The following is a 24,937-nucleotide window of genomic DNA, read 5'->3' as shown; positions in this document are numbered from 1 at the left end:
GTATTGCGTAAAGTGGTTTTTTTGATATAATAGTTGCTGTTAATGCAATTTTCTGGGGGGACGACGTGGATTTCCATGGTCTCACATGTTTCGTGATGCTCGCCGAGACCCTCCACTTCAAGCGCGCGAGCGAGCGGTGTCACATGAGCCCCTCCGCCTTTTCGAGAACCATCAAACGGCTCGAGGAGGAGCTCGGTATGCCCCTCCTCATCAGGGATACGCGGGAGGTGAAGCTCACAGCGGAGGGTCGTTCCTTCCTGGCCAGGGCCCGTCAGATCCTCTCGGTATGGGAGGAGGCTCGTTCGGAACTCGGGCTCGCGGCGAGCGGTGTGGTGGGGACGGTGCGGATCTTCGCCTCGGTCACGGCCTGCTACAGTATTCTCGCGAAGATTCTCCCTCTGTTCCGAGGGCGCTATCCGAGCGTGCACATCCATGTGGAGACCGGCGGGCCGTCTGAATCGCTCCCTGCGGTCCTCGAGGAACGCGTGGATGTGGGGGTCATCGCCCGACCGGATGTGCTCCCCGAGGTGGTGGAGTTCTATCCTGTCACGACCACGCCGCTGGTCTTCATCAGGCCGGAGATGGACTGTGCGGTCTCCCGGCTCCTCGATGGGGGTACGATCGACTGGGGGCGGGTGCCCCTCATCTTACCGGAGGGTGAGCCCGCCCGTGAGAGGATCGAGGCGTGGTTCAGAAAGGAGGGGATACGGCCCACCGTCTACGGTGAGGCCTCGGGAAACGAGGCGATCCTCGCGATGGTGAGCCTAGGATGCGGGGTGGGGCTGGTGCCCGCCCTCGTGCTCGAGAAGAGCCCGCTCAAGCACGGGGTGAGGGTGGTGGAGACGGCGCCGCAGCTCCCTCCCTACGAGGTGGGGTTCGCCGTTCGGAAGCGGAGGGCCCATCTCCCCGTCGTTCGCGCATTTCTCGAGTGCGTGGAGGATGCGAGGGGGGAGACGGGATAGGGAACGAGGGGTCGGTTCCGACCCCTCGCGTGTCTTCGTCATGGAGCAGGTGGTGCCTCACTCGACGAGGCCGCTCACCAGGAAGTACACGGGGGAGTTCCAGTAGATGGTGACCTCGTTGGTGGAGTAGCTCCCCACGTCGTCGATGTAGCACTTGGCAGGCGGCTCGCCGCGGAGGGCTCCCTGGGCCACCGGGTCCTGAAGACCGCTGTTCGGGCCTCCCACCACCATGCCCGGTATGGTCATGCCTGCTGCCGAGGAGACCCTGTGATGGGGATGCTCCGCTACCTTCTCCCCGAATCCGGTGATGTAGGACCGGGAGAGGGGGTTCCTCCCCAGGAGGTAGTCGAGGTGTTCGGCCGCCGCGCGCTCGTACCGGGGATCTCCGGTGAGTCGGGATGTGATGAGGAGGTACATCCCGTTGTTCGCCACCGTCATGTTGCTTCCCCACGGGTACTCGGTGAGTGAGGTGCGGTAGCCGGAGGTCTCCATGGTGGCGAGGATGGCCTCTGCCTTGTCGGTGAGGTGGGCGGCGAGCTCGGCGGCGAGGGCCTCGTCCTTGTGAGGGGTGAAGAAGAGGTAGGTGATGGTGCCGTAGTCGGCCACGTCGGCCCAGCCGAGTCCGGCCCGGAGGTCGCCTCGAGAGAGCCCTTCGAGGGCCGCGTGGAAGTCTTCCTCGCCGGTGGCGGCGTAGAGCTCGCAGGCCGCCCAGTAGCGCTCGTCGGCATCGTGGTCATCGCCGTACTCGCCTGTCTGGATGCCGGGCGGGTTGCGGAACCCGGGTGCCGAGGGGTGGGCTTCCAGCCAGGACCAGGCCCGACGGGCCGCCTCGAGGGCGCGTCTTGCGAGCCCGGGATCGATGCTCGCGTAGACCCTGGAGGCCATGGCCATGACCGCGGCAAAATCGGCCGTGGCGGTTGGGGAGATGGGGGAGAGGACAAGCTCGCCGCCTGTGTTCTGAGGCCAGTCGAATCCCGCGAAGTTCCGGGTGGTCACCTTGTGGTAGACCCCACCGCCCTCCGGATCCTGCATCGAGAGGAGCCAGAGGAGCTCGTCCCTCACCTCGTCCAGGACGTCGGGCACCCCGTTGCCGCTCTCAGGGATCTCGAGGGCATCGGAGGAGGTGGCGTCTGGGTAGAAGAGGTGGGCGAGGATGATGTCGGCCACTGCCTTGGCGGCGGGGACCACGTAGCGGCCGTAGTCACCTGCGTCGTGCCAGCCTCCTCGGACCTCTTTCGTGATGGTGGTGCCGTAGACGAGGGCGGGGGCGGTGTGGCAGGCGGGGTGGGCCCAGGCCCCTGCGAGCGAGGACGCAAGCTCGGTGCCGCACCGCTGGAGGTAGAAGAATCTGAAGAGTGCGGTGTGCAGCTCCTCGTAGATATCCTCACGTATCTCGAACGGCACGGAGCGCGTCTCACCTGCCTCCACCACGTAGGTGCCTGGGGTGGTGAGGGCGGTGAAATCCCCGACTCGTACGGTATCTCCCGAGTCCCTGTCGGGGATGGGGGAGGAGAGTGTGCCCGAGAAGACCTCTTTCCCTGAGTCGGCCTCGAGCACCTTGAAAGAGGAGGAGTCCACCGTGGTCACGAAGACCTTGGGTGCGGTGGGGAGGTAGCCGAGCTGGTTGAGATGGACCGCCGGCCGGAGGCCGCCGGTCTCTTCCTCAGGGGGGCCGCCGGTGAGGTCCTTGAGCGAGATGTTGTCGAGGGAGACCCGGTGGGGACCTGCGGGGGCGGTTCCCTCCGCGGCGGTGCCGAGGTTGAAGACGAGCCTCGCCGCCTTGTCGGTCTCCTGCATGGTGAACTCGAAGGTGTAGTGCTGGAACTCGTTTCCCACCTGGAAGTTCTCTTCCAGATACCCTGTCCAGGGCGGGCCGTCTTTCTGGATCCGGACCTGCACGGTCCTCGGCTCACTGGCGCGCATGTCGAACTCGAGGCGGTAGGTGTGTCCTTCTATGAGGTGGAGTCCGGGATATCCGGGCTGCACGTGCCAGGTGTCTTCCCCGATGGAGGAGATCTCAAAGACGAGCATCCCGTCTTCTGTGGTCATGACCGCCTTTCCCGGATCCTGGGTGAAGAGGGTCCAGGGGGTGGTCCCTGCCGAGAAGTCGCCGTTCTCCAAGAGCTCCTCGGCGGCCGTCTCTCCGGCTTCCTCGGGAGGCGCTTCTCCACGTCTCTCCGGTGGGGGGGTGGGTGTGCCACATCCGAGGATGAGGCCGAGAAGCACGACCCAGAGGGGTATGTGCGTACCGGTGACTTTCATGCTGATCCCTCCTGAAAAATGTTATAACATGGCAGAGTATACCACGGGGTTGGTTGGTTGTCAAACATTACCTTCTTTTATCGTTGTCGTGTGCGAGGAATTGTCGGGATGGGCCTACATGCGGTATGGTAGGGGCGTAGATCAAAGGCGCATGGAGGATGTGGTGGCCGAGTGCGTGTGTTCGCCGCTCATGAGCGACGGGATGGTCTTTCAGCGGGGAGTGCCCCTCAGGGTATGGGGGAGGGCCCTGCCCGGGGAGAGGGTGGAGGTGCGGTTCAGGGGCCACGTGGCGGAGGGGTGGGCCTCACCCACCGGGGAGTGGGAGGTGGAGCTTCCCCCCCAGGATGCGGGAGGGCCCTTCTCCCTGGAGGTGCGGTGTGGCGAGGAGCGGCAGGTGGTGCGGGATGTCCTGGTGGGGGACGTGTGGCTCCTCGGCGGCCAGTCGAACATGGAGCTGCCGGTGCGGCGTACCCTGGATCTCTTCGGCGAGGAGGTACGCGATGCACGGTGTCCCTTCATCCGCGAGTTCGTGGTGCCCCTGCGCCACCACTTCCACGGTCCTCTCTGCGATCTCGAGGGCGGTTCCTGGAAGGAGGTGACCCCCGAGACGGTGCTCGAGTTCGGCGCGCTGGGTTACTTCTTCGCCCGGCATCTCTACGAGCGGTACGGGGTGCCCATCGGCCTGGTGCGTGCTGCGGCAGGCGGCACGCCCATAGAGGCCTGGCTGGCTGAGGAGGTCCTGGAGGCCTACGGGGTCTACCGTGAGGAGCTCGCCAGGTGCAAGGACGATGCCTTCCTCCGGGCACTGCTCGCGGAGAATGCCCGGGGGATCGAACAGTGGCATGCCGAACTCTCCCGCACGGATGAGGGGCTTCTCTCCCGGCCGCCCTGGTGGAGTGAGGACTACGATGACCGCGGGTGGGAGGAGCACCTCATCCCCGGGGTGTGGGACGGACCTCCCCTCGGTGGGTTCTGCGGGTCCATCTGGTTCAGGAGGGAGGTGCTGCTCCCCGTTTCGCCTGAGGGAGGGGCCCTTCTCAGGCTCGGCACGATCATCGATGCGGACGAGGTGTATGTGAACGGTGTTGCCGTAGGGAGCACCGGCTATCGCTACCCCCCGCGCACCTATCCCATACCCGAGGGGGTGCTCAGGAAGGGGAGGAATCTGATCGCGGTCCGGGTGGTGGTTCACCGGGGGCACGGTGGGTTTGTCCCCGGGAAGGCGTACCGCCTCGAGTACGAGGGGGGCAGGCTCGAGCTCTCGGGTGTCTGGAAGAGGCGGATCGGGGTGGAGATGCCCCCCTGCGAGGAGCAGATCTTCCCCCAGTACAAACCCGCAGGCCTCTACAACGGGATGATCGCCCCGCTCCGGAGGTTTCCCATCCGGGGGGTGCTCTGGTGCCAGGGAGAGTCGAACACGGCCCGTCCCCATGGGTATGCCGCGCTCCTTGCGGACCTCATCTCCCTCTGGCGGCGCACCTGGGGGAGGGACGACCTCCCCTTCCTCTACGTCCAGCTCGCGAACTTCGAGCCCTTCCCCTGGGAGCAGGGGAGGGGGCTCTGGCCCGTGCTCAGGGAGGAGCAGCGGAAGGCCCTCCGCGTCCCCCGTACTGCCATGGTGGTGACCATCGATGCCGGCGAGTCCAACGACCTCCACCCTCAGGACAAGAAGACCGTGGGGGAGCGGCTCGCCCTCTGTGCGAGGGCCCTCTCGTACGGCGAGGAGATCACCTATCAGGGGCCCCTCGCCAGGGAGGTGGTGAAGGAGGGGGATGCCCTCATCGTGGTCTTCGACCATGTGGACGGCGGTCTCCTCGCGAAGGGAGACGTGCTGGAAGGGTTCGAGCTCCGCACACCCGACGGGCGGTGGGTTCCCGCGCAGGCTACGCTCGTGGACGGAGCGGTGAAGGTCCGGCACCCCGAGGTGCCCGCTCCCACCGCGGTGCGCTACGCCTGGGCCGACGCCCCCGTCGCCTCGCTCTACAACCGGGCGGGCTTGCCCGCCTCGCCGTTCGTGCTGGAGCTCGGGTGAGCGGCCCTGATGAGGAAGCCCTCTTCCACGGGGAGGTCGGTCTTGAGGAAGCCCCTCTGGTTGTGGGAGAGGGAGTCCACCTCCCTCCCTTCCTCGTCGAGCAACCTGAAGCTCGTGTCCTTCAGGGCGTGGATGTGGGGGCCTATGTACTCGAGGCTCATCCCCCTCCTGATGCGGTTGCGCACGTCGAGAGAGAAGAGGCCCTCACCCACCTTTGGACCCACGATACCCAGGAATACGTGCCGGGGCCGCACCGTCTCGCTCGCAGGGTAAGATATGTGGTCTTTGTCGTAGTAGAACCCCGTGGAGTATTCCCGGTGGCTCACGTGGAAAAGGTCTTCCCGATAGCGCTCGAGGTCAGGGACAGGGATGCCTTCAAGGGCATCGAGGGCCTTGCGGTAGGCCCGGGTGACCACTGCGGTGTAGTAGACCGATTTCATCCGTCCCTCGATCTTGATGGCATCGATGCCGGCCTCTTTCATGGCGGCAAGATGGTCGAACATGCACAGATCCTTCGAGGAGAGGATCATCGAGAATCCCTCTCCTTCGATCACAGGGTAGTATTCCCCTGGCCTGAGTCGCTCCTCGAGAAGACGGTACTCCCACCTGCACGAGTGGGCGCAGTCACCACGGTTGCCCGACCTGCGGTCCGCCATCCATGCGCTCAGGAGGCACCGACCCGAGTAGGCGAGGCACATGGCACCGTGGGCAAAGGCCTCTATCTCCAGCTCCGGTACGGCGTCCTTGATGCGCCTTATCTCGTCGAGGGAGAGCTCGCGGGCCACCACGATGCGGGAGATGCCCATACGGTGGTAGAGGCGAGCCGCCTCCTGGTTGGTGCAGTTGGCCTGGGTGGAGAGGTGGATGTGGACATGGGGGAATCGTTCCTGGAGGATGGGAAGTACCCCGAGATCGCTTATGATGAAGGCATCGAAGGGGTAGAGGGCGATGTAGTCCAGGCTTTCCCTGAGGCGGTCGATGTCAGGGGGGTGGAAGTACACGTTGAGCGCACAGTAGAGTGGCTTCCCGGTCTGCCTCTTGATGTGTGTCACTTCCCGGTAATCTTCGCCCGCGAAGTTGTCGGCGCGGGCCCTGAGCGAGAAGCCTGGCAGGCCGATGTACACTGCATCGGCCCCATACCGGTAGGCATAGAGAAGCTTTTCGAGATTGCCTGCTGGGGCTACCAGCTCCATAGGTGGGGAGCATACGTGAGCAGGGGCGGATTGTAAACCGCCTACTCGGAGAGTTCCTTCATCTTGAGGACGAAGTTGTACGTGCCGTTCTGGAGGAGCCTCATGGCCCGGTCGAAGACCTCGGTGAAGTCCTCCGGCTGGGGAAGGACCATCTCCACCGAGGCCCATACATTGGCATCCACGATGTAGATCTTTGCTACTTTGGAGATGGCGGTGGCGTAGTCTGTAGCCACGAGGGCCTGTGCGTGTTCTTCCTCGCTTTCTATCTCCCAGAAGTTGGGGTAGATGATGCTGAAGTACTCGGGGTCGTCCTCGTCCACGATGATGTAGTAGATACCACCGTCGTAGCGAAACTCCACGTCCCCGTCCTCGTCGATGTGGGGTTGGGTAGCGAGGTCATTCAAGTAATCGAGGTACAGTTGCTGGAGCCTTGCCTCGACCGAGGTGCCCTCCACAAGCAGGCTCTCCTGTCCCACCAGAGGAAGGGCGAGCAGGAGGAAGAAGGCTGCGGCTGCAACCAGGTATCGATGTGACATGCAATACTCCTGTGAAATAGCGTTATCAACCAGTATAGCCTTTCACAGATATCTTCGCCAAGGGCTACGGAGCAGAAGCTTTCCATGCAGCCCGCAGTGCTGCCCGGTGAGTATTGAGGAACTCGAGCATGTACTGCTGGATACCGTCGAAGAACCGGTCCTGAAGGGCCGTGCCCTGGGGGGTGAGGTAGCGGAAATGCCAGGGTTCGTACCGGTAGCCCGTGAGGTGCTCATAGCCATCTGGATATGAGAGGGAAAATCCGAACGCTGCGGCGTGCTCGGCAAGCCACTTTCCTGCGGGAAGGTCGGCGAACCGGTTCTCGATGGGGGAGAAGTCCACTGCGAGGCCGAGCTGGTGCTGGGAGTGCCCGGGTCGGGCGGACTCCCTGTCGGCCGCCTCTTTCCCGTAGGTCTCCACTTCCCACTGGTAGATGGTCGCCTGGCGGTCGTACGACCTGTAGCACGAGCCTACCACGAGCTCCACGCCGTCTTTGCGGGCGGCCTCTACCATACGGATGAGATCGGGGAGCACGCTCTCCCTGAGCATGAGGCCGGACTTTGCAAGAGAGAGTCCCCTTCCTTCGAGGGAGATGAGGTCGTCGGGCTCGTAGTCAGCCGGAAGACCGTGGGCCTTGTCGACGAGGAGGAAGAGGAAAGGGTCCTCTTCCCAGAGGGGGAGCACCTGCTCGAGGAGCGAGAGAAACTCCTCAGGGTGTGAGAGGATGGCCTGTTGGATCGAGGAGGGAAGGTCCCCCACCATTCCGCTGAGGGTCTCCTGCGTGAGGGTGAAGTGTGGGTGAAGAGGGTGGCCGGCCTCCTGTGCGGTCTCCTTGGCCCGGGCGCATCCTCCTGTGAGCAGGGAGAGGACTACCATGGCGCAGAGCGTTCTCACTTCCTCCTCCGTTTGAGCTTCTCCTCGAAGAGGAGGTCGATGACCTCTTCCATGGATTCTACCATGTGAAAGGTGATCCCTTTCCGGATGTACTCGGGGATTTCTTCGAGGTCTTTCTCGTTGCTCCGGGGGATGATGATCTCTTTGACCCGGGCACGCTTGGCCGCGATGACCTTTTCCTTGAGTCCTCCTATGGGGAGCACGTTTCCGGTGAGGGAGAGTTCGCCGGTCATGGCGAGCTGGGGTCGTAACTTCCTGTCGGCCACCAGGGAGAGGAGGGCCGAGGCCATGGTGATGCCCGCTGAGGGGCCGTCTTTGGGTGTGGCGCCAGCCGGTACGTGGAGGTGGATGTGGTGCCTCTCGAAGAACTCGAGCGGCAGGCCGTAGCGGGGGGCTATCGACCGCACGTAGGTGTAGGCGATGGTGGCCGACTCCTTCATCACGTCGCCGAGCTGGCCGGTGAGCGAGAGGCCCTCTCTTCCGGGCGTGGCGACCGCCTCTATGATGAGCACGTCCCCGCCGAACGGAGTCCATGCGAGGCCGAGGGCCATGCCCGGCTTCTTGATGCGCTTGGTCTCCTCCTCGGGATAGAGGGGCTTGTCGAGGTAGGTCTCCACGTTCTCCGGGGTGATGGTGACGGGCAGTTCTTCCTGGGAGAGTTCCTCCATGACGAGCTTCTTCGCCACCCTGCGGTGGATCTTGTCGACGGCCTTCTCGAGGTTGCGGACCCCGGCCTCACGGGCGTACCCGCGGATGATGGCGCGCAGCCCCGGGGTGGTGTACTTCACCGCATCCTTTGAGAGGCCGTGCTCTTCGAGGGAGCGGGGGATGAGGTAGCGCCGTGCGATGGCGATCTTCTCCTCCTCGATGTAGCCCGAGAGCCGGATGACCTCCATCCGGTCGAGGAGGGGGCGCGGGATGGTGTCGAGGGTGTTGGCCGTGGCGATGAAGAGGATCTTCGAGATGTCGAAGGGTACGTCGAGGTAGTGGTCCCTGAAGGCGACGTTCTGTTCAGGGTCGAGCACCTCGAGGAGGGCCGAGGCAGGGTCCCCCTGGAACGAGATGCCCAGCTTGTCGATCTCGTCGATCATGAAGACGGGGTTCTTGGTCTTGACGATCTTGAGGCCCTGGATGATCTTGCCGGGCATGGCGCCGATGTAGGTGCGCCGGTGTCCCTTGATCTCGGCCTCGTCCCGCATGCCGCCCACCGAGAACCGGAAGAACTTCCGTCCGAGGGCCCGGGCGATGGACTTGCCGATGGAGGTCTTCCCCACCCCGGGGGGGCCCACGAGACAGATGATGGACCCTTTTGTCTCCTGCTTGATCTTGCGCACCGCGAGGAACTCGAGGATGCGCTCCTTGACGTCTTCGAGGCCGTAGTGGTCCTGGTCGAGGATGCGTGTGGCCTTCTTGATGTCGACCACTTCGGGGGGTGGGTCTTCCCAGGGGAGGGAGAGGATGGTCTCGAGGTAGTTCCGGATGACGGTGAACTCGGGGGATTGCGGTTCCATGAGGGAGAACTTCTCGAGCTCCTGTTCCACGACCTCACGCACCTCGTCGGGGAGGGGCAGGCGCTCCATCTTTTCCTTGAACTTCTGGTACTCGGCGCTCTTGGCATCTACCGGCACGCCGAGTTCCTTCTTGATGGCCTTGAGCTGTTCCCTCAGGAAGAACTCCCGCTGGCTCTTCTCGATCTTCTCGTTGATCTGTTTCTGGATCTTCTGCTGGATCTTGAGGAGTTCCTGTTCGCGCTTCACGTAGATGAGGACTTTTTCCATCCGGGCGCGGATGTCGAAGATCTCGAGGATCTCCTGCTGTTCCTCGCGTTTTATGTTGAGGACCGCGGTGATGAAGTCGGCGATGCGGCCGGGCTGGTCGATGTTGACCATGTTGAGCCGTATCTCCTCGGAGATGAGGGGGTTGTTCTCGAGGACCTGTTTCATCTCGCCGAGGAGGGCCCGCGTGAGGGCCTTCACCTCGTCGGTCTGCTCGCCGATTTCCTCGGGGTATTCCACCGCGGCGACGATGGGAGGGCCTTCCTGGAGGAACTTGCGTACGACGAAGCGCTTGAGGGTGGAGACGAATATGTTGAGTCCGCCGTCGGGGAGGTTGATCTTCCGCAGGATACGGGCCACGGTCCCCACGGTGTAGAGGCCGTCCGGCGAGACGGATGTCCGCTCTTCGGTCCTGGTGAGCACGAGGCCGATGAAGTTCCCGCCTTCGAGGGCTTCGTGCACCGTGCGGACGTCGGCCTCGCCGGTGACGATGAGGGGGGTGACCATGCCGGGGAAGAGGGGGCGGTCGACGAGGGGGAGGAGGTGGAGTTTCTGGGGGAGTATCTGGTCGGCAGGGATGATGTGCTGTTCCATCGTGCCTCCTTATCATGGGTTTCCGTGGGGGTTTACCAGGGTGCGATACCCCTATTAAAGTAAACAAAATCATGCGCAGGAACAAGCGAACAGAGGGGGTGGTGGTCCGCTCCCGGCCGGTGGGGGATCAGGACAGGGCGGTGGTGATCCTCTCTCGCGAGGGGCTCCTTGAGGCGACGGCCTACGGCGCCCAGCGGCCTTCTTCCAGGTTGGGGGCGGCTGCGCAGGTGGGCTCCCGGGCGGTCTTCTACCTCTATGTCAATCCGGTGAAGGGTCATGTGAAGGTCTCGGATGTGGATCGGGTGGAGGTGCTGGACGCAGGCGGGCTCGAGGGGCTCGCGGTGTTCCAGCTGTGGGCCGACTTGGTGGTGGCGACGCATGGGGCGGGGCACGAGGCCGAGGTGTATCGGCTGCTCCTGGAGGGGAGGGATGCGCTCAGGCGGGCGGGTGGGGTGGAGGAGGTGGAGCGGGTGCTCCTGGGGTGGCTCCTGAGGTTCCTGGGGCTCCTGGGGGTGGCGCCGGAGTGGGATCGGTGCGCGCGGTGCGGGAGGGGGTTGGGTGAGGAGGGGGCGTGGTGGGGGAGTGTGGAGGAGGGGCTCCTGTGCAGGGGGTGTGCGGGGGGAAGGGAGGGGGCGTGGTGGTTGAGCGGGGCGATGCGGGGGGTGTGTGCGGGGTTCGCGGAGGGGAGGCTGGGGTTGGGGGTGCGGGTGCGGATGGAGGAGGGGGTGAGGAGGGGTCTGGTGAGGGTGGTGCTGGAGCGGGGGGAGGAGGCGGTGGGGAGACGACTGGCGAGTGCGGGTCTGGTGCGGGAGGTGTTGGGGGTCAGCGGGGGAGGTGGCTGAGGAGGAAGGCGAGGGCTTCGAGGGTGGGCTGCCGGTGGCGGGGGAGGAGGGGGGTGTTGTGGTCGGCGTCGGGTATGGTGCGGAGGAGGGTGTGGGGGGAGGGGCAGGTGGTGTGGAGGCGTGCGGACATCCAGGAGGGGATCACATCGTCCTCTGTACCGTGGACGAAGGCGATGGGCACGCGCACCCGGGCCACTGCCTCGTAGTTGTCCAGGGTGAGGACCTCCTCGTCGACGTCGATCCTCACGAAGGGTGCGGCGTACCAGGGGACGAGATTTTTGCGCCATGCCTCGGCGAGCTCGGCCGAGGTGGTGAAGGTGGCGACGATGAGGAAGGCGTCGGCTTCAGGCATGCCGGCGCACCTGAGGGCGGCATAGCCTCCCAGGGAATGGCCGGCCACGATGAGGGGGAGGTCCGGGGCGTATCGGGCCTTCACCAGGCGAAGGACTTCCGGTGGGTCGGAGGCAAGGGTCTCTATGGTGGGGCTTCCCCCGCTTCGTCCGTACCCCCTGTAGTGCACCGCCACCACGGTGAGGTCCCACCGGGCCACCGCCTCCCGGAAGAAGGGGAGGTGGGCCTTCGAGAGGCCTCCGTTCCCGCTGAAGAAGAGGAGCACGGCCCGGGGGGTCGGGGCGGGGACGACCCATGTCTCGAGCCCGGTGCCGTCCGAGAGGGTGATGAAGGTGCGCTCCACACCCGGGAGGGGATCCTCTTCCACCCTCCCTGCACCTTCGAAGAGCTCCTTCTCGTGAAAAGAGACGGTGGTACATCCTGCAAGGAGGAGCACCACCGTGAGCAAGGAGGCCGACACCACGTTTTGTGATCGAGGGACACTTCTTGATATCGTGAGGGAGGTCTCCCTCATACATATGGAACAGGGTGGTTCGCCCACGTGCTTCACGCTCACCCCAGGAGTGTCTCTATTTCGGCCATGTCCTCGGGCGTGAGGGGGCCCTTCTCCATGGCCCCGGCGAGCTCGAGGGCCTGTTGGGTGTTCTTGAATCCCGGGATGGGGATGTTGACCGGGCTCTTGGCCCACAGCCAGGCGATGGCTCCCTGCACGAGGGTTCGACCTCCGCGGGTGAGGATCTCCCGCACCGCCTCAAGCTTCTTGAGGAGTTCCTCATTGGGCCTTCCGTCGCGGTAGTACTGCATCCACTCGATCCTCTGTCCCCTGATGTCGCCTTCGGGCATGCGGTCGCCCGGCCGGTACTTCCCTGAGAGGAGCCCCATGCCGAGGGGGCTGCGGTTGAGGCCTGCGAGCCGGTGTTCCTCGCAGTACCTGATGAGCCGGTCGTCGTGGAAGAGGATGTTGCACTGGTACTGCATCACGCTCGCCTTCGGCCGGGAGGCGATGAGCATGGCCCCCTCGAGGAGGTCGGTGCTCCAGCCGTAGGTACGGATCTTGCCCTCATCCACGAGGGCGTCGAGGGTCTCGAGGCACGGCCCTGCGTCGGCGAGGTTCATGCTCCAGGTGTGTATCTGGTACACGTCGATGTAGTCGGTCTTGAGCCGCCTCAGTGAGGCCTCGAGCGCCCTTCGTATGTAGCCGGGTGAGACGTTCTCCCCCTGGAGGGTGCGGGTGCTCTCGTTGAAGAGGTTGCCGAACTTGGTGGCGATCACCACCCGGTGGCGTCTTCCCTCGAGGGCCTCGCCGAGGACCTCCTCGCCGTGGCCTGCCCCGTAGCAGTCTGCCACGTCGAAGAAGGTGATGCCGGCGTCGATGGCCGCATGGATCGCGCGGATCGATTCCCTGTCGTCCGCACCGGCGTAGCCGTCGGGTTTCTCGTCCCGGTAGGCCACGCCTCCCATGGGCCAGCACCCGAGGCCGAGGGCGCTCACTGTGATACCCGATCGTCCGAGTGTTCGTTGCATGGGTTCCTCCTCGTATGGATGTAGTTCCAGTGTAGTGAGATCAGGGGGCCTGTGCAAGGAAAGGCTGAATCGGGAGGCGTGGATTCCCTGTCATGATGGGTGAAGAGATCTTCGAAGGAGGGGGGAATGGTCTACAGTCAGCCGCTCATCGACGTGGATCCCGCGCGTTGTGTGAGCTGTCACCGGTGCATCGCGGTCTGTCCGGTGAAGTATGCGAACGACGGCTCCGGAGAGGTAGTGGAGGTGCGGCCCGAGCTGTGCATCGGGTGCGGCGAGTGCCTCAAGGCCTGCACGCACGGTGCGCGCAGGGTGGTGGACGACCTTGAGGAGGCCCTGGAGGCCCTCAGGGGAGGTAAGAAGGTGGTGGCCTTCGTGGCGCCTGCTGCGGCGGCTCATTTCGGGGAGCACCACCTCAGGCTCAACGGGTGGCTCAAGGCCATGGGGGCCAGGGCGGTCTTCGATGTGAGTTTTGGGGCGGAGCTCACCATCGCCTCGTATGTCCACTACCTCAAGACAGAACGTCCCGGGTTCCTCATCGCCCAGCCCTGCCCTGCGGTGGTGAGCTACCTCGAGCTCTACCAGCCCGAGCTCCTCCCGTACCTCGCACCGGTGGACAGTCCCATGGTGCACGTGATGAAGATGGTGAAGGCCTTCTATCCGGAGTACAGAGATCACGAGTTCCTCGTGGTCTCCCCGTGCGTGGCGAAGAAGCGGGAGTTTCTCACCGTGGGGGTGGGGACCTACAACGTGACCATGCGGAGACTGGTGGACTACTTCGAGCGGGAAGGGGTCGATCTCTCCACTTATGCCGAGGAGGAGTTCGACAATGATCCGGCTGAGCGGGCCGTCTGGTTCTCGAATCCGGGAGGACTCCTCGCCACCCTCGCCCGGGAGATGCCGGAGGTGGTCTCCCGTACGCGAAAGATCGAGGGGCCTCAGGTCCTCTACCCCTACTTCAAGGAGATCCCGCAGGCTCTCGAGCGGGGGAGCGCCCCGCTCCTTCTCGACTGTCTCAACTGCGAGCTCGGCTGCAACGGGGGGCCGGGCACGCGCTTCCAGACAGGGCCGCGGGACGTGCTGGAGGAGGCGGTGCGCCGCAGGGCCGATCGCATGATGGCCTCCTACCGGAAGCGTGGACTCCTGCCGGGAGGCGGAAGGCGGGCTCTCTCCAGGCTTCTCTCCCGGTACTGGAGGCCCCACCTCTACAGGCGTTCCTATGAGGACAGGTCGCAGATGGTTGACCTGCCCGTGCTCACCGATGAGGTGAAGGCGCGCATCTTCCGGGAGCTCGGGAAGACCACTCCTGCCGACGAGCGGAACTGCGGGGCGTGCGGGTATCTCTCCTGCGAGGGGATGGCCCGCGCCCTCGCCGCCGGGCTCACTAGGAAGGAGCACTGCGTGCTCTACCTCCTCAAGGAGGAGGAAGCCCAGCGGCGGAGGGTGTCGGAACAGCGGCTGGTCCAGCAGGAGCTCATCCTCGCCCTCTACTCGGTGATCGACGGGTTCAGGAAGGCCCTCGGGTGTGTGAACGCCGATGTCCTGCTCGCCACGGCCCGGGAGCTCCAGCAGGTGCACGGGGAGCTCCTCTCCGGGGTGAGGAAGATGGAGGAGGTCCTGAGGGAGAACTACAACACCATGGAGGAGTCGTCCACGCACGTGTTCTCGGCCCAGGAGGACGTGGAGGAGGTGGGTAGGCGGGCGAGGCTCCTCAGGGAGCGGTCGGCGACCATCCCCGAGATGGTGTCGCTCATCGCAGAGGTGGCCGACAGGACGCGCCTGCTCGCACTCAATGCCTCCATAGAGGCGGCCCACGTGGGGGTGGCGGGCAAGGGGTTCGGGGTGATCGCCCACGAGATCAGGAAGCTCGCCGACGAGACCATGGCCTCGGCCGAGGGGATCGGCCGGAAGGCCCAGGAACTGGTGGGGGACATCGCCTTCCTCGAGGAGGCCTCGAACCGCGAGGCCTCTCGGCTTGGAGAGGTCGTCCCCGCGATGGAACGTCTTCTCTTCTCCTTGAGCGATCTCATACAGACCGTGCAGCAGAGTATGGGCCTGCTCTCTCAGGTGGGGTTCTCCACGAAGCAGCAGGAGGAGCTCTTCCAGACCATCGCGGCCACGGTGGAGCAGATGACCCAGACGGCGGAGGAGTCGCTCTCTCTCAAGGACCAGAGGGTCGAGGTGTCGAACATCCTCCGGCTCGCCGAGCGGTTGGGCAACGTGGGGCTTTCGACCGCACGCACGGACTGAGTGTCGTATGTCTCCTCGTCTTCGTGGGGTGTTCGCGGTGGTGGGGCTCGTCCTCGTGGGGGTGACGGCCCGGTATGCCCTCCCCTTCCTGGGGGTGTGGGTCTTCCCTCTCATGTTCCTCTCGCTCGGGGGGGTGCTCGCGGCCGGGCTTCGCGGCGCGGGGTTGGTGTGGGGGGTGGTGTGGGTCGGGTTCTTCCTCTGGGCCGATTGGAGGGGATACGGGGGCTATCTCCCGGGCGGGTGGGTGTGGCTCATAGGGGGTGTGGAGGGATCGGCGCTCGTGGAGTACGCCATCCGCCTGAGAAGGGATCGGGCTCTCCTCCTGCGGGTGGTGGAGGGACTCATGGAGGGGGCGGCGCACCCGGTCATGGTGTCGGTGGGGGGAAGGGTGTGGGTGAACGCGCGTCTGTGTGAGGAGTGGATGCTCCGGATCGAGCCGGGGAAGGGGTATCCGATCGAGAGCGTGTCCATGCTCCTCGGGGGAGCATCGGTGGAGAAGCTGAAAGGGATGCTGGAGGGAAGGGAGGAGGAGGCGGTGTTGGAGGTGGGGGGGAGGAACCGGCGGGTGTTGTGTACGCGGCGATGTGTGGCCGGGGAGTGTGTGGTGGTCGTGGTGGAGAGGGAGGAGAGGAGGGAGGAGGAAGAACGGATACTGCCGCCCGTGGTGCGCTTCCAGGAATACCTTGCCTCGCGCGGGGAGGGGGCTGTGTGTGCGGTGATCCACCTCGCCTCTTCCTCGCTCTGGGAGGTGGGGCGGGTCTATGGGAGGGGGGTGCAGCAGCAGATCATCGCCCGCGCGATGGAGCGGATTCGTAGCCTCATGCGGCCTTCGGACGAGGCGTGGACAACGGGTGAGGATCGGTTCCTTCTCGTGGCAGGGGGGATGGGGGAGCGTGGTAAGGTGGTGGGACTCCTCAGGCGTATCCTCTCCTCGTGCAACAGGCCCTACGTGGTGGAGGGGCGGCGGTTCGATGTCTCATGGGTGGCGGGCGCTGCGGTCTATCCGTCGGACTCCCGGTATCCGGCACGGGTGGTGGAGGTGGCCGAGTTGGCCCTCGAGCACGCACTCAAGGAGGGGCGGGCGTATTCCCTCCACGAGGAGGGATGGGAGCAGCGCTTCCGGTCGCTCGTGATGCGCCGTCATGAGCTGCACAGGGCCCTCGAGCGGAACGAGCTCGTCTTGTTCTACCAGCCGTTCGTGGACAAGGAGGGGACGGTGGTGGGGGCGGAGGCCCTCCTTCGTTGGAACCATCCGGACGAGGGGATCCTCTCCCCGGGGGAGTTCCTCTCGCTCCTGGAGGACAAGAGTCTCATCCTCCCCCTGGGGAAGTGGGTGGTGGCCGAGGTGTGCGGCCTGTGGGCCAGGATGAGGGAGCAGGGGATCCTCCTCCCCTTCCTCTCGTTGAACGTGGCCCCGCCTCTGCTCAGGGAGGGTGAATTCATCTCGTTTTGTGCAGATAGGATGATCGCGTGTGATATCCCCCGTGATGTGCTCATGTTCGAGCTCACCGAGCGGAGTTTCCTCTCGCTCGCCGAGGAGGAGGGGGTCTTCGAATCCCTCCGCGGTATGGGGATCAGCCTCTGTGTGGACGATTTCGGTACCGGGTATTCGAGTTTCAACTACCTCAAGCGCTGCTGGGTGAGGGCCATCAAGCTGGACCATTCGTTCGTGGAAGGGGTGCCTGAACGGCGTGAGGATGTGGCCATCGTGCAGTCGGTGATGCGTCTCGCCGGAGATCTGGGAATCGTGGTGATCGCGGAGGGGGTGGAGCGGCGGGAGCAGGTGGCGTTCCTCTCCGCACAGGGGTGTGAGGTGTTCCAGGGGTTCTACTACGCGAGGCCCATGCCCGAGGAGCAGTTCCTCCTCGTGGTGCAGGAGCGGGGCTCAGGCCGAGACGGGAGCTGATGGTGCGGGTGCTGTGGCGCTGTCAGACGCGAGGTGGGCGGTGAGGGCTTCGAGGTCCCGCCGGGCGGTGAAGGAGTCGGGTCGGGCGGGGTCGATGATGCATGCGGCATGGGCGTACTGGTACTCGTGGTAGTAGAAGGAGAAGCCTGTGGCGTCCTTGAGGACGGGCGGTTTCCTCATGAGCTCATACCGTAGGATGATGCGGCGCAGGTGGTCGTTGTTGGAGATGATGCCCCAGCTCGAGATGCCGGGAAGGAGTACGGGCATGCCCGTGCGGCGCGAGAGCTCCTCGAAGAGGATGCGGTAGTTGAGGTACATCTGGAGGAGCTGGGCGTTGGAGAGTTTGCGGCAGAGGGAGGGGAGGGGGTTGATGGCAAAGGCGAACCAGTAGGGCCTGCCGCCCATGCTCTGAGAGGGGACGGTGTTGCGGTAGAGCACGGCCACCCCTTGGATGGTGCCCGAGGTGAGGTCGGCGAGTCTCGCCACGTAGAGGTCGGGGTTCGTGATGGCTTCGGGGTGTTCGGAGAGACAGATCCCGCCCATGTCGCCGTAGTAGGCGTCGAGGGGGGTCTTCGAGAGGTAGAGCTTGAAGGTGTGGGGGGGCTCCTCCTGCCGGTAGGTGCGGGAGAGGAGTTCCTGCCACTTGGCCTGCTCGGCGAGCATCTGGTGGTAGCGGCAGAGGCGTTTGAGGGCGGCGTCCACGGCGTCGAGGGTGAGCGTCTTCCGTCTGGTGAGAAGGAAGGGAGCGAGGACGTCCTGCTGTTCGGTGGAGGTGTGGTCGAGGGCGTCCCGGATGTGGGGATCGTCCGCCACGAGCCTGAAGAGGTGTTCGAGACTCAGGGTGATCTGGGAGAGCTGCGCGAGGGAGAGGTCGTCCTCGGCGAGGTCCTCGGAGAGATAGGCGATCTGCTTGGCGAGGAGGGGGTCGTGCCGGTAACGGGCGAGGGTCCACGAGAGGGCGAGTCGGGAGAGTTCGGGGTCGGATTTGCCGAAGTGTGCCCCTACCATGAGGGCGATGAGGAATCGCAGGTGGGGAGATGCCTCCTGATAGAGGCCGAGTGCGGTACGGAGGGCGCGCTGGCGGGCGAGGAGGTGCTCGTAGCGCTGGCGGAGGTGTGCGGCTTCGGGACTCGGGGAGGGGGCGGCGGCGAGTTCCTGATAGGTGCGCTCCAGCGGTTCCCTGAGCGAGAGGAGTTTTCTGCTGATGGCCCGGAAGACTTCCTGTTCAGGGGGGGAGGCGAGGGGGGTGCGGAAGACGGCACTCACGGCGAGGAGTGGTTGGAGGGCAATGCGTTCCTTCACGGACGCCTCTTCCCAGAGCTGGGGGGTGGAGGTGGTGAGGGTGAGCGGGAAGGTGTGGGAGAGTGGGGGGAGGGTGGGCGAGACCGGATAGCGGGAGGCGAGATCCTGGAAGGAGGGGGACTTGGGAGCGGTGTAGAAGAGGGAGCCCATGCCGGGGATGATGGTGCGGAGGAAGGGGGCGTGGATGGGACCGGTGGCCTTGTCGTAGAGGGAGATGCGCTCGGGGTCCCATCTGCGGTCGCGGCCTTCGAGGATGTCCTCCCGGATGAGAGAGAAGACGGGCTCGAGCTCGGGGTGCCGGCGGAGGTAGAGGTGTACGATGTCGGAGGCCCCCTTAATGCGATCGGGCTCCACGGAGAGGAGCTTCGCGTACTCCGCAAAGGCGTGACGCTGGTGTGTTTCTTCCGGATCGGGGAAGAGATCCTCGGTGAAGGGATAGGCCGGGTGTACCCCCTGGTGGCCGGCTGTTTCAGCGATGAAGGCTTCCCGTCGATTGACGGGGATCGAGAAAAGCCTCTTCAGGTGCCACTTGTAGAGCACGAGCCCTCCCTTCGGCGGCAGGGACTCCACGAGGGAGAGGATGGTGCGGCCGAGGTCGGGTTCCATCCGCATGCGGAGGAGATAGGCTATGAGCCTGAGCACGGGGATCCCCAGGGGCCGAGGGAGGAGACGTGCGACGAGCCTGGTATAGGCGGAGAGTTCTCTGATCACGTGAGAGGGGAGATAGTCTTTCGTCGTCCGCTTGAGGATCTCTCTCTCAGGGAGGGCGTGGTAGAGGTGCACGCTGAGGCCTTTCTCCGGTGGGAGAGAGGCGAGGAGCGGTTCGAGTTCGGGGAGGGGGGCGAGGAGCTCGATGATCTGATCCAGTGAGAGCTTCCCCGAAAGGGTGTAGAGGGGGCCGAGGATGTGGGTCCTGAGGAAGTGGATGAAGGTGGTGCTGGCCAGGTGGAGCGACCGCCATACGCTCTGGTATTCCAGGATGAGATCGTCTCGTTGCAGTTCCGCACGTGGGAGGCGGGCGAGGGGCCGGGCGAGGTATTTGATGAGTACCACGTCGCGGGCCAGGTGGAGGTGTTCGTCGCCCAGTACCGGCTTGTCGAAGGGCGCCTCCTGTCTGAGTGAGACGAGGAGGTCCCCGATGGTGCGGAAGGCGGGGAAGTGATGGTCTTCCCACTCCCGCCAGTTGAAGTCGCCTTCCATCCTGGGGAGCACCACGTAGAGGAGGAATCCATGGGGAGAGATCCCCTTCTCCGCAAGACGGGCGAGCAGGTCCACGAGCGGTGCGAGGGCCTTCTTCGGGCCGAGGTATTTCTCAAGGGAGCGTTCGAGGCGCTGGAGGAGAGGGTACGGGTTGAGCCAGGTGGGCCCGCCATGGGTGAGATAGGCGAGGAACAATCGCTCGAGTCCCACCCGATCGGCAGGTCTGCGGATCTGATCGAGCTGCACGGCCGAAAGGAAGGGGATGCTCTGGGACGGAGAGGTCCCTGCCTCCCTGATGAGACGCCAGTACTTCCTCTCCCCTTCTGGAGGAGAGGGGAAAACCTCCTCCCTTCGGTACGAATCCAGCTCTTCAGCTTCGAGATCGTAGATTGAAGGATCGAGGTGTTCGGACATCCCGGCGTCTCTCTTCAAGGAAAATATACCACATAGGGGGAGTGCCTGTCACGATTTCCCTCCCCTTTTACGTTACGGAGAAGAGAAGGGCGCCCGATCATACCGGGCGCCCGTGGAATCTCACCTCGCGTTGGGGTTGTAAAGGAAGTCGAAGTAGTCCATATCGGTGGAGAGGATCTTCTTGAGTTCCGGGAGCGTGAGCTCATAGGACTGGACCGCGCGCCAGAACCTGAAGAAGTCGGGATCTCTGCTGAAGGCCTCGGCGTATATCCTCGTGGCTTCGGCGTCGGCCTGTCCCTTCACCTCGTTCGCCTTCTTCTCGGCCTCGGAGAGGATCGTCTTCTTGTCACGTTCGAGCTTACCCAGCCATTCCTGCTTCTTTCCTTCTCCGAACGACCGGTAGGCTTGGGCGATCTGGTTTCTCTCTTTGATCATGCGTTGGTACACGCTCTCTGTGAGGTCGTCGGAGTAGCGTATCTGGCGGATGATCACGTCGATCACCTCGATGCCGAAGTTGGGAACCACCTCTTTCACCAATGTGAGCATCTCGTCGGAGAGCACCTTCCGGCCCTTCTTGATGAGCTCCTGCTGGGTGGATACCTGGGTGTATTGTTTCAGCTCCTCTGTGAGCGCAGGTTCCTCGCCTATTTCGAGAGGTATCACCTCTTCGGCCATTCTTTCGTTGATGATGTTGGAGTTGCGGACTGCCTCGCGGAGGGGGTTGGCGGAGATGACCGTTCGCACCGCACTGTCGATGATGTCGTCGAGGCGTGAGTAGGCGCGCTCCATGGTGGTGAGGGTGGAGTAGAACTTCGCCGGATCGGTGATACGCCAGCGGGCGGTGGTGTCCACCCAGATGAACTGCTGTTCGAGAGTGGGGATGCGTTGCGGTTCTCCATCCCAGGAGAGGATCTTCTTCGAGAATTTCACCACATTGTCCACCATCGGGACCTTGGTCTTGAGGCCTGCCTCCTGATCCACCCGGACGATCTTTCCAAAGCGGATGACCACAGCCTGTTCTCCCTCGTAGAGCACATAGAACGGCCCGAAGAGGAGGAAGATGAAGAGGACCACTGCGATGACGATCAGGGTGTTTACGAGCTTTTTCATCGTGCGCCTCCTGTGGTACCGGTGCCACCCAGTGCTTTGAGTGGGAGGAAGTTCTCCAGGGTCTTGTCCACCAGGTCGAGGCTCTCGGCGTTCTGGAGCACCTTTTCGAGCATCTCGTAGTAGAGCCTGGTGCGCGTGATCTCAGGGGCCTTGCGGTACTCTTCGAGGACCGAGAGGAATCGCTTCGCCTCGCCTTCCGCCCGGTTGATCCGTTCGGCCCTGTATCCCTCGGCCTCCTGGATGATCCGCTGCGCCTCGCCCTTCACCCTCGGGATCTCCTTGTTGTAGGCTTCCTTACCTTCGTTGATGAGCCGGTTCATGTCCTGGATGGCCTTGTTCACGTCCTCGAAGGCGTCCTGCACCTCGCCCTTGGGGGGCACCACGTTCTGCAGCTTCACCGCAGTCACGGTGATCCCGAGGTCGTATTGCTTGAAGAGCTGGTTCATGAGCTCCTGTCCCTCGCTCTCGATCATGGTCCGGTCGACGCTGATGACGTTGAGGATGGCCCTGTCTCCCACGAGCATGTTGATGACCGACTGGGATATGTCACGGATGGTCTTGGTCCTGTCCTCCACGTTGAAGAGCCAGGCCTTCGGATCGACGATCCGGTACTGGATGATCCACTCCACGTCCACTATGTTGAGGTCGCCGGTGAGCATGATGGATTCGCCGGGGTAGTCGCGGCTGGAGTACACCGTGACCACGCCGGGTCGTTCGGTCCTGAAGCCGAAACTCATGTTCTGGATGACCTGGGTGGGGACGTTGTAGTTGCGGTCTATGCCGAGCGGTAGTTTCCAGTGCAGACCCGGCCCCACTGTGCGGTGGTACCTCCCGAATCGGAGTACCACGGCCTCCTCGGTCTGATCGACCACGAAGAAGCTCGTGAAGAAAAGGATGAGTCCCACTACCACCAGTACCACCAGGAGCAGTATCCTGGGTTTCAGATAGAACGGTACCGGTTTGGGAGTGACGTCTCGTTCATACATGGTGTTCCTCCCCTTGCGTTCAGGTGCTGACAGTAAAGCGTACTACCAATACCCCCTACCGTCAACAACGGGGGAAATATTCGGCCGGCGGCCGAATAAACGCTTGACCTCCTCTCCTTTTCGACATAGTATGAGACTCGTCCGCCGATTACGCACGAAAGGAGTGAGAGGTATGGTGATAAAGCCCATGATCCGGAACAACATCTGCATGAACGCCCATCCGGAAGGGTGCAGGCTGTTCGTCGACAGGCAGATAGACTACGTGAGACAGCGAGGTCCGCTCTCGTCGGGTCCGAAGAACGTCCTGGTGGTGGGATCCTCGGGAGGATACGGCCTGGCCACCCGGATCGCCGCGGGGTTCGGGGCAGGAGCCGCCACCATAGGGGTGTACTTCGAGAAGGAACCGTCCGAGAAACGCACCGGCACGCCGGGGTGGTACGCAGCCCGGCACTTCCTCAAGAGGGCCGAAGCGGCCGGTCTCAAGGTCCACGACATCAACGGCGACGCCTTTTCCTTCGAGGTGAAAGCGCAGGTGGTCGACCTCATAAAGAAGGAGTACGGCACGATCGACCTTTTTGTGTATAGCCTTGCCTCAGGGGTGAGGACGGACCCGGTCTCCGGGGTGACCTACCGGTCGGCGCTCAAACCCATCGGCCGGACCTACACCTCCAAGGCCCTCGATCCCCTCAAGCGGGAAGTCGTCCAGGCCGCCATTGAGCCGGCCTCCGAGGAAGAGATCGAGGCCACGGTGAAGGTGATGGGAGGCGAGGACTGGCAGCTCTGGGTGGAGGCCTTGAAGGAGGGCGGTGTGCTCGCGGAGGGAGCGGTGACGGTGGCCTACTCCTACATCGGTCCCGAGCTCACCCGACCCATCTACAGGGAGGGGACCATAGGGAAGGCCAAGGAGCACCTCGAGGCCACGGCCAAGACCCTCGACGAGGCGCTCGCCTCTGTGGGCGGGAAGGCCTATGTGTCGGTGAACAAGGCGGTGGTCACCCGTGCGAGCGCGGTGATCCCTGCGGTGCCCCTCTACCTCTCGATCCTCTTTACGGTGATGAAGGCCAAAGGCATCCACGAGGGCTGTATCGAACAGATGTACCGCATGCTCGCAGAGCGGCTCTACGCGGGAGGACCGGTGCCTGTGGACGATGAAGGCCGGATCCGCATGGACGACTGGGAGATGCGGGAGGATGTGCAGAGGGAGGTGGCCGAGGTGTGGGAACGGATCACCACCGAGACGTTGGATACCGAGGCCGACGTGGACGGATACCTCACGGACTTCCTCAATCTCCACGGGTTCGGGTTCAAAGAGATCGACTACGAAAAAGAGGTGGATCCTCGAGAAGGATAGGGAAGAGGGTGGTTTATTAATTTTCTTTATAAAAGTTCTTGTCTTTTAGGCCCTCTCCTGCTATACTGATTGAGTAAGAAGATCTCATAAACCAAGGAGAGGGCCATGATCAATGAATTTTTCAAGAACATCTCAAAGATCCCTTACGAGGGACCGGGATCCGATAATCCCCTCGCGTTCAAGTACTACAACCCCGATGAGGTGATCGGTGGCAAGCCGCTCAAGGAGCACCTCCGCTTCGCCCTTGCCTACTGGCACACCCTCAACGGGAGCGGGCAGGACCCCTTCGGGGTGGGCACCATGATCCGTCCATGGCTCTCGATCTCCGATCCCATGGAGCAGGCCAAGGCCAGGATGCGGGCCTGTTTCGAGATCGCGGAGAAGCTGGAGATCCCCTTCTTCTGCTTTCACGACAGGGACATCGCACCCGAGGGGACCACGCTCAGGGAGACCAATAAGCTCCTGGACGAGGTGGTCGAATACACCAAGGACCTCATGAAGGACAGCCCTGTGAAGCTCCTGTGGGGAACCGCGAACCTCTTCAGCCATCCGCGTTACGTGCATGGGGCATCCACCTCGCCCAACGCCGAGGTCTTCGCCTATGCGGCGGCCCAGGTCAAGAAGGCGCTCGAGGTGACCCTGTACCTGGACGGCCAGAACTACGTGTTCTGGGGCGGTCGCGAAGGGTACGAGACCCTGCTCAACACGAACATGCAGCTCGAGCTCGACAACCTCGCCCGCTTCCTCCACATGGCGGTGGACTACGCCAAGAAGATAGGGTTCAAGGGGCAGTTCCTCATCGAGCCGAAGCCCAAGGAGCCTACCAAGCACCAGTACGATTTCGACGTGGCTGCGGTGTACGGGTTCCTCAGGAAGTACGACCTCCTGCCCTACTTCAAGGTGAACATCGAGATGAATCATGCGACCCTGGCCTATCACACCTTCCAGCACGAACTCCACTTCGCCCGGATCAACGGGATCCTGGGGAGCATGGACGTCAACCAGGGTGACTACCTCCTCGGATGGGACACCGATCAGTTCCCCACGAACATCTACGAGACCACCCTCGCGATGTACGAGGTGATCAAGAACGGCGGGATCGCTCCCGGTGGGCTCAACTTCGACGCCAAGGTGCGGCGGGGATCCTTCGAGCCCGAGGATATCTTCATCGCCCACATCGCCGGCATGGATGCCTTTGCACGGGGGTTCAAGGTGGCCTGGAAGCTCCTCGAGGACAAGGCCATAGAGAAGCACGTGGAGGAGCGGTACGCGAGCTACCGTGAGGGCATCGGCAAGAAGATCGTCGAGGGCAAGGTGGGATTCGAAGACCTCGAAGCCTATATCATCGACAAGGCAGAGATAAAGAACGCCTCCGGCAGGCAGGAGCTCCTGGAGGCCGTCCTCAACCGGTATCTGCTCGAAGCCTGAGGGCACGGGGGGAGGGGACGGCCCTCCCCC

General features: G+C 63.6%; 17 protein-coding genes. 7 read left to right on the top strand and 10 right to left on the bottom strand.

Annotated elements, in window-relative coordinates:
• Positions 1-65 precede the first annotated feature (65 nt).
• Positions 66-962, top strand: a complete 897-nt coding sequence (gene ilvY, locus SPITH_RS08690) for an HTH-type transcriptional activator IlvY (RefSeq protein ID WP_014625294.1) — start codon at positions 66-68, stop codon at positions 960-962.
• 57 nt (positions 963-1,019) lie between these two features.
• Here ilvY and SPITH_RS08685 read toward each other — a convergent pair whose 3' ends face one another.
• Entirely contained in the window at positions 1,020-3,224 is a 2,205-nt protein-coding gene (locus SPITH_RS08685) for a glycoside hydrolase family 9 protein (protein WP_014625293.1), read from the bottom strand.
• A gap of 118 nt (positions 3,225-3,342) precedes the next feature.
• Between SPITH_RS08685 and SPITH_RS08680 the strand changes: the two genes are divergently transcribed.
• Positions 3,343-5,256 carry a sialate O-acetylesterase gene (locus tag SPITH_RS08680; RefSeq protein WP_052296278.1) on the top strand — a complete coding sequence of 638 codons (1,914 nt, stop codon included), beginning with the start codon at positions 3,343-3,345 and terminating at the stop codon, positions 5,254-5,256.
• On the opposite strand, the gene SPITH_RS08675 is transcribed toward SPITH_RS08680, so the two are convergent.
• From SPITH_RS08675 to lon, 4 genes are all read right to left on the bottom strand, one after another.
• Positions 5,205-6,449, bottom strand: coding sequence for a peptidase U32 family protein (locus SPITH_RS08675; RefSeq protein ID WP_014625291.1), 1,245 nt, complete (start codon positions 6,447-6,449; stop codon positions 5,205-5,207). The two genes, SPITH_RS08680 and SPITH_RS08675, sit on opposite strands and share 52 nt — an antisense overlap.
• A gap of 41 nt (positions 6,450-6,490) precedes the next feature.
• Positions 6,491-6,985, bottom strand: a complete 495-nt coding sequence (locus SPITH_RS08670) for a hypothetical protein (protein WP_014625290.1) — start codon at positions 6,983-6,985, stop codon at positions 6,491-6,493.
• 64 nt (positions 6,986-7,049) lie between these two features.
• Positions 7,050-7,877 carry a M15 family metallopeptidase gene (locus SPITH_RS08665; RefSeq protein WP_014625289.1) on the bottom strand — a complete coding sequence of 276 codons (828 nt, stop codon included), beginning with the start codon at positions 7,875-7,877 and terminating at the stop codon, positions 7,050-7,052.
• Entirely contained in the window at positions 7,874-10,246 is a 2,373-nt protein-coding gene (gene lon / locus SPITH_RS08660; protein ID WP_014625288.1) for an endopeptidase La, read from the bottom strand. Before lon ends, SPITH_RS08665 begins: the two co-directional genes overlap by 4 nt.
• 71 nt (positions 10,247-10,317) lie before the next feature.
• Between lon and recO the strand changes: the two genes are divergently transcribed.
• Positions 10,318-11,088, top strand: a complete 771-nt coding sequence (recO, locus tag SPITH_RS08655; protein ID WP_014625287.1) for a DNA repair protein RecO — start codon at positions 10,318-10,320, stop codon at positions 11,086-11,088.
• On the opposite strand, the gene SPITH_RS11825 is transcribed toward recO, so the two are convergent.
• Positions 11,069-11,899, bottom strand: coding sequence for an alpha/beta hydrolase (locus tag SPITH_RS11825; RefSeq protein WP_052296277.1), 831 nt, complete (start codon positions 11,897-11,899; stop codon positions 11,069-11,071). The two genes, recO and SPITH_RS11825, sit on opposite strands and share 20 nt — an antisense overlap.
• Positions 11,900-11,991: 92 nt before the next feature.
• Complete coding sequence (locus tag SPITH_RS08645; protein WP_014625285.1) at positions 11,992-12,963, bottom strand: aldo/keto reductase; 972 nt, start codon at positions 12,961-12,963, stop codon at positions 11,992-11,994.
• Between the two features lie 126 nt (positions 12,964-13,089).
• On the opposite strand from SPITH_RS08645, the gene SPITH_RS08640 reads away from it, so the two are divergent.
• Both SPITH_RS08640 and SPITH_RS08635 read left to right on the top strand, forming a co-directional pair.
• Positions 13,090-15,210 (top strand): [Fe-Fe] hydrogenase large subunit C-terminal domain-containing protein, encoded by a 2,121-nt coding sequence (locus SPITH_RS08640; RefSeq protein ID WP_014625284.1) that lies wholly within the window; start codon positions 13,090-13,092, stop codon positions 15,208-15,210.
• A gap of 7 nt (positions 15,211-15,217) precedes the next feature.
• The gene (locus tag SPITH_RS08635) at positions 15,218-17,116 is read left to right on the top strand and encodes a putative bifunctional diguanylate cyclase/phosphodiesterase (RefSeq protein ID WP_014625283.1); all 1,899 of its coding nucleotides are present in this window, start codon (positions 15,218-15,220) and stop codon (positions 17,114-17,116) included.
• On the opposite strand, the gene SPITH_RS08630 is transcribed toward SPITH_RS08635, so the two are convergent.
• From SPITH_RS08630 to hflK, 3 genes are all read right to left on the bottom strand, one after another.
• Complete coding sequence (locus SPITH_RS08630) at positions 17,096-20,050, bottom strand: hypothetical protein (RefSeq protein ID WP_245523370.1); 2,955 nt, start codon at positions 20,048-20,050, stop codon at positions 17,096-17,098. The two genes, SPITH_RS08635 and SPITH_RS08630, sit on opposite strands and share 21 nt — an antisense overlap.
• Positions 20,051-20,152: 102 nt before the next feature.
• On the bottom strand, positions 20,153-21,142 hold the full coding sequence (gene hflC / locus SPITH_RS08625) for a protease modulator HflC (RefSeq protein WP_014625281.1): 990 nt from the start codon (positions 21,140-21,142) through the stop codon (positions 20,153-20,155).
• Positions 21,139-22,128, bottom strand: a complete 990-nt coding sequence (gene hflK / locus SPITH_RS08620) for an FtsH protease activity modulator HflK (RefSeq protein ID WP_014625280.1) — start codon at positions 22,126-22,128, stop codon at positions 21,139-21,141. Before hflK ends, hflC begins: the two co-directional genes overlap by 4 nt.
• A gap of 172 nt (positions 22,129-22,300) precedes the next feature.
• On the opposite strand from hflK, the gene fabV reads away from it, so the two are divergent.
• Positions 22,301-23,479, top strand: coding sequence for an enoyl-ACP reductase FabV (fabV, locus tag SPITH_RS08615; protein WP_014625279.1), 1,179 nt, complete (start codon positions 22,301-22,303; stop codon positions 23,477-23,479).
• Positions 23,480-23,584: 105 nt separating this feature from the next.
• Positions 23,585-24,907 (top strand): xylose isomerase, encoded by a 1,323-nt coding sequence (gene xylA / locus SPITH_RS08610; protein WP_014625278.1) that lies wholly within the window; start codon positions 23,585-23,587, stop codon positions 24,905-24,907.
• The last annotated feature ends 30 nt before the right edge of the window (positions 24,908-24,937 follow it).

The sequence above is a fragment of the Spirochaeta thermophila DSM 6578 genome, from assembly GCF_000184345.1.
GTDB lineage: Bacteria > Spirochaetota > Spirochaetia > Winmispirales > Winmispiraceae > Winmispira > Winmispira thermophila.
This window is presented reverse-complemented; position numbering and strand designations above follow the sequence as displayed.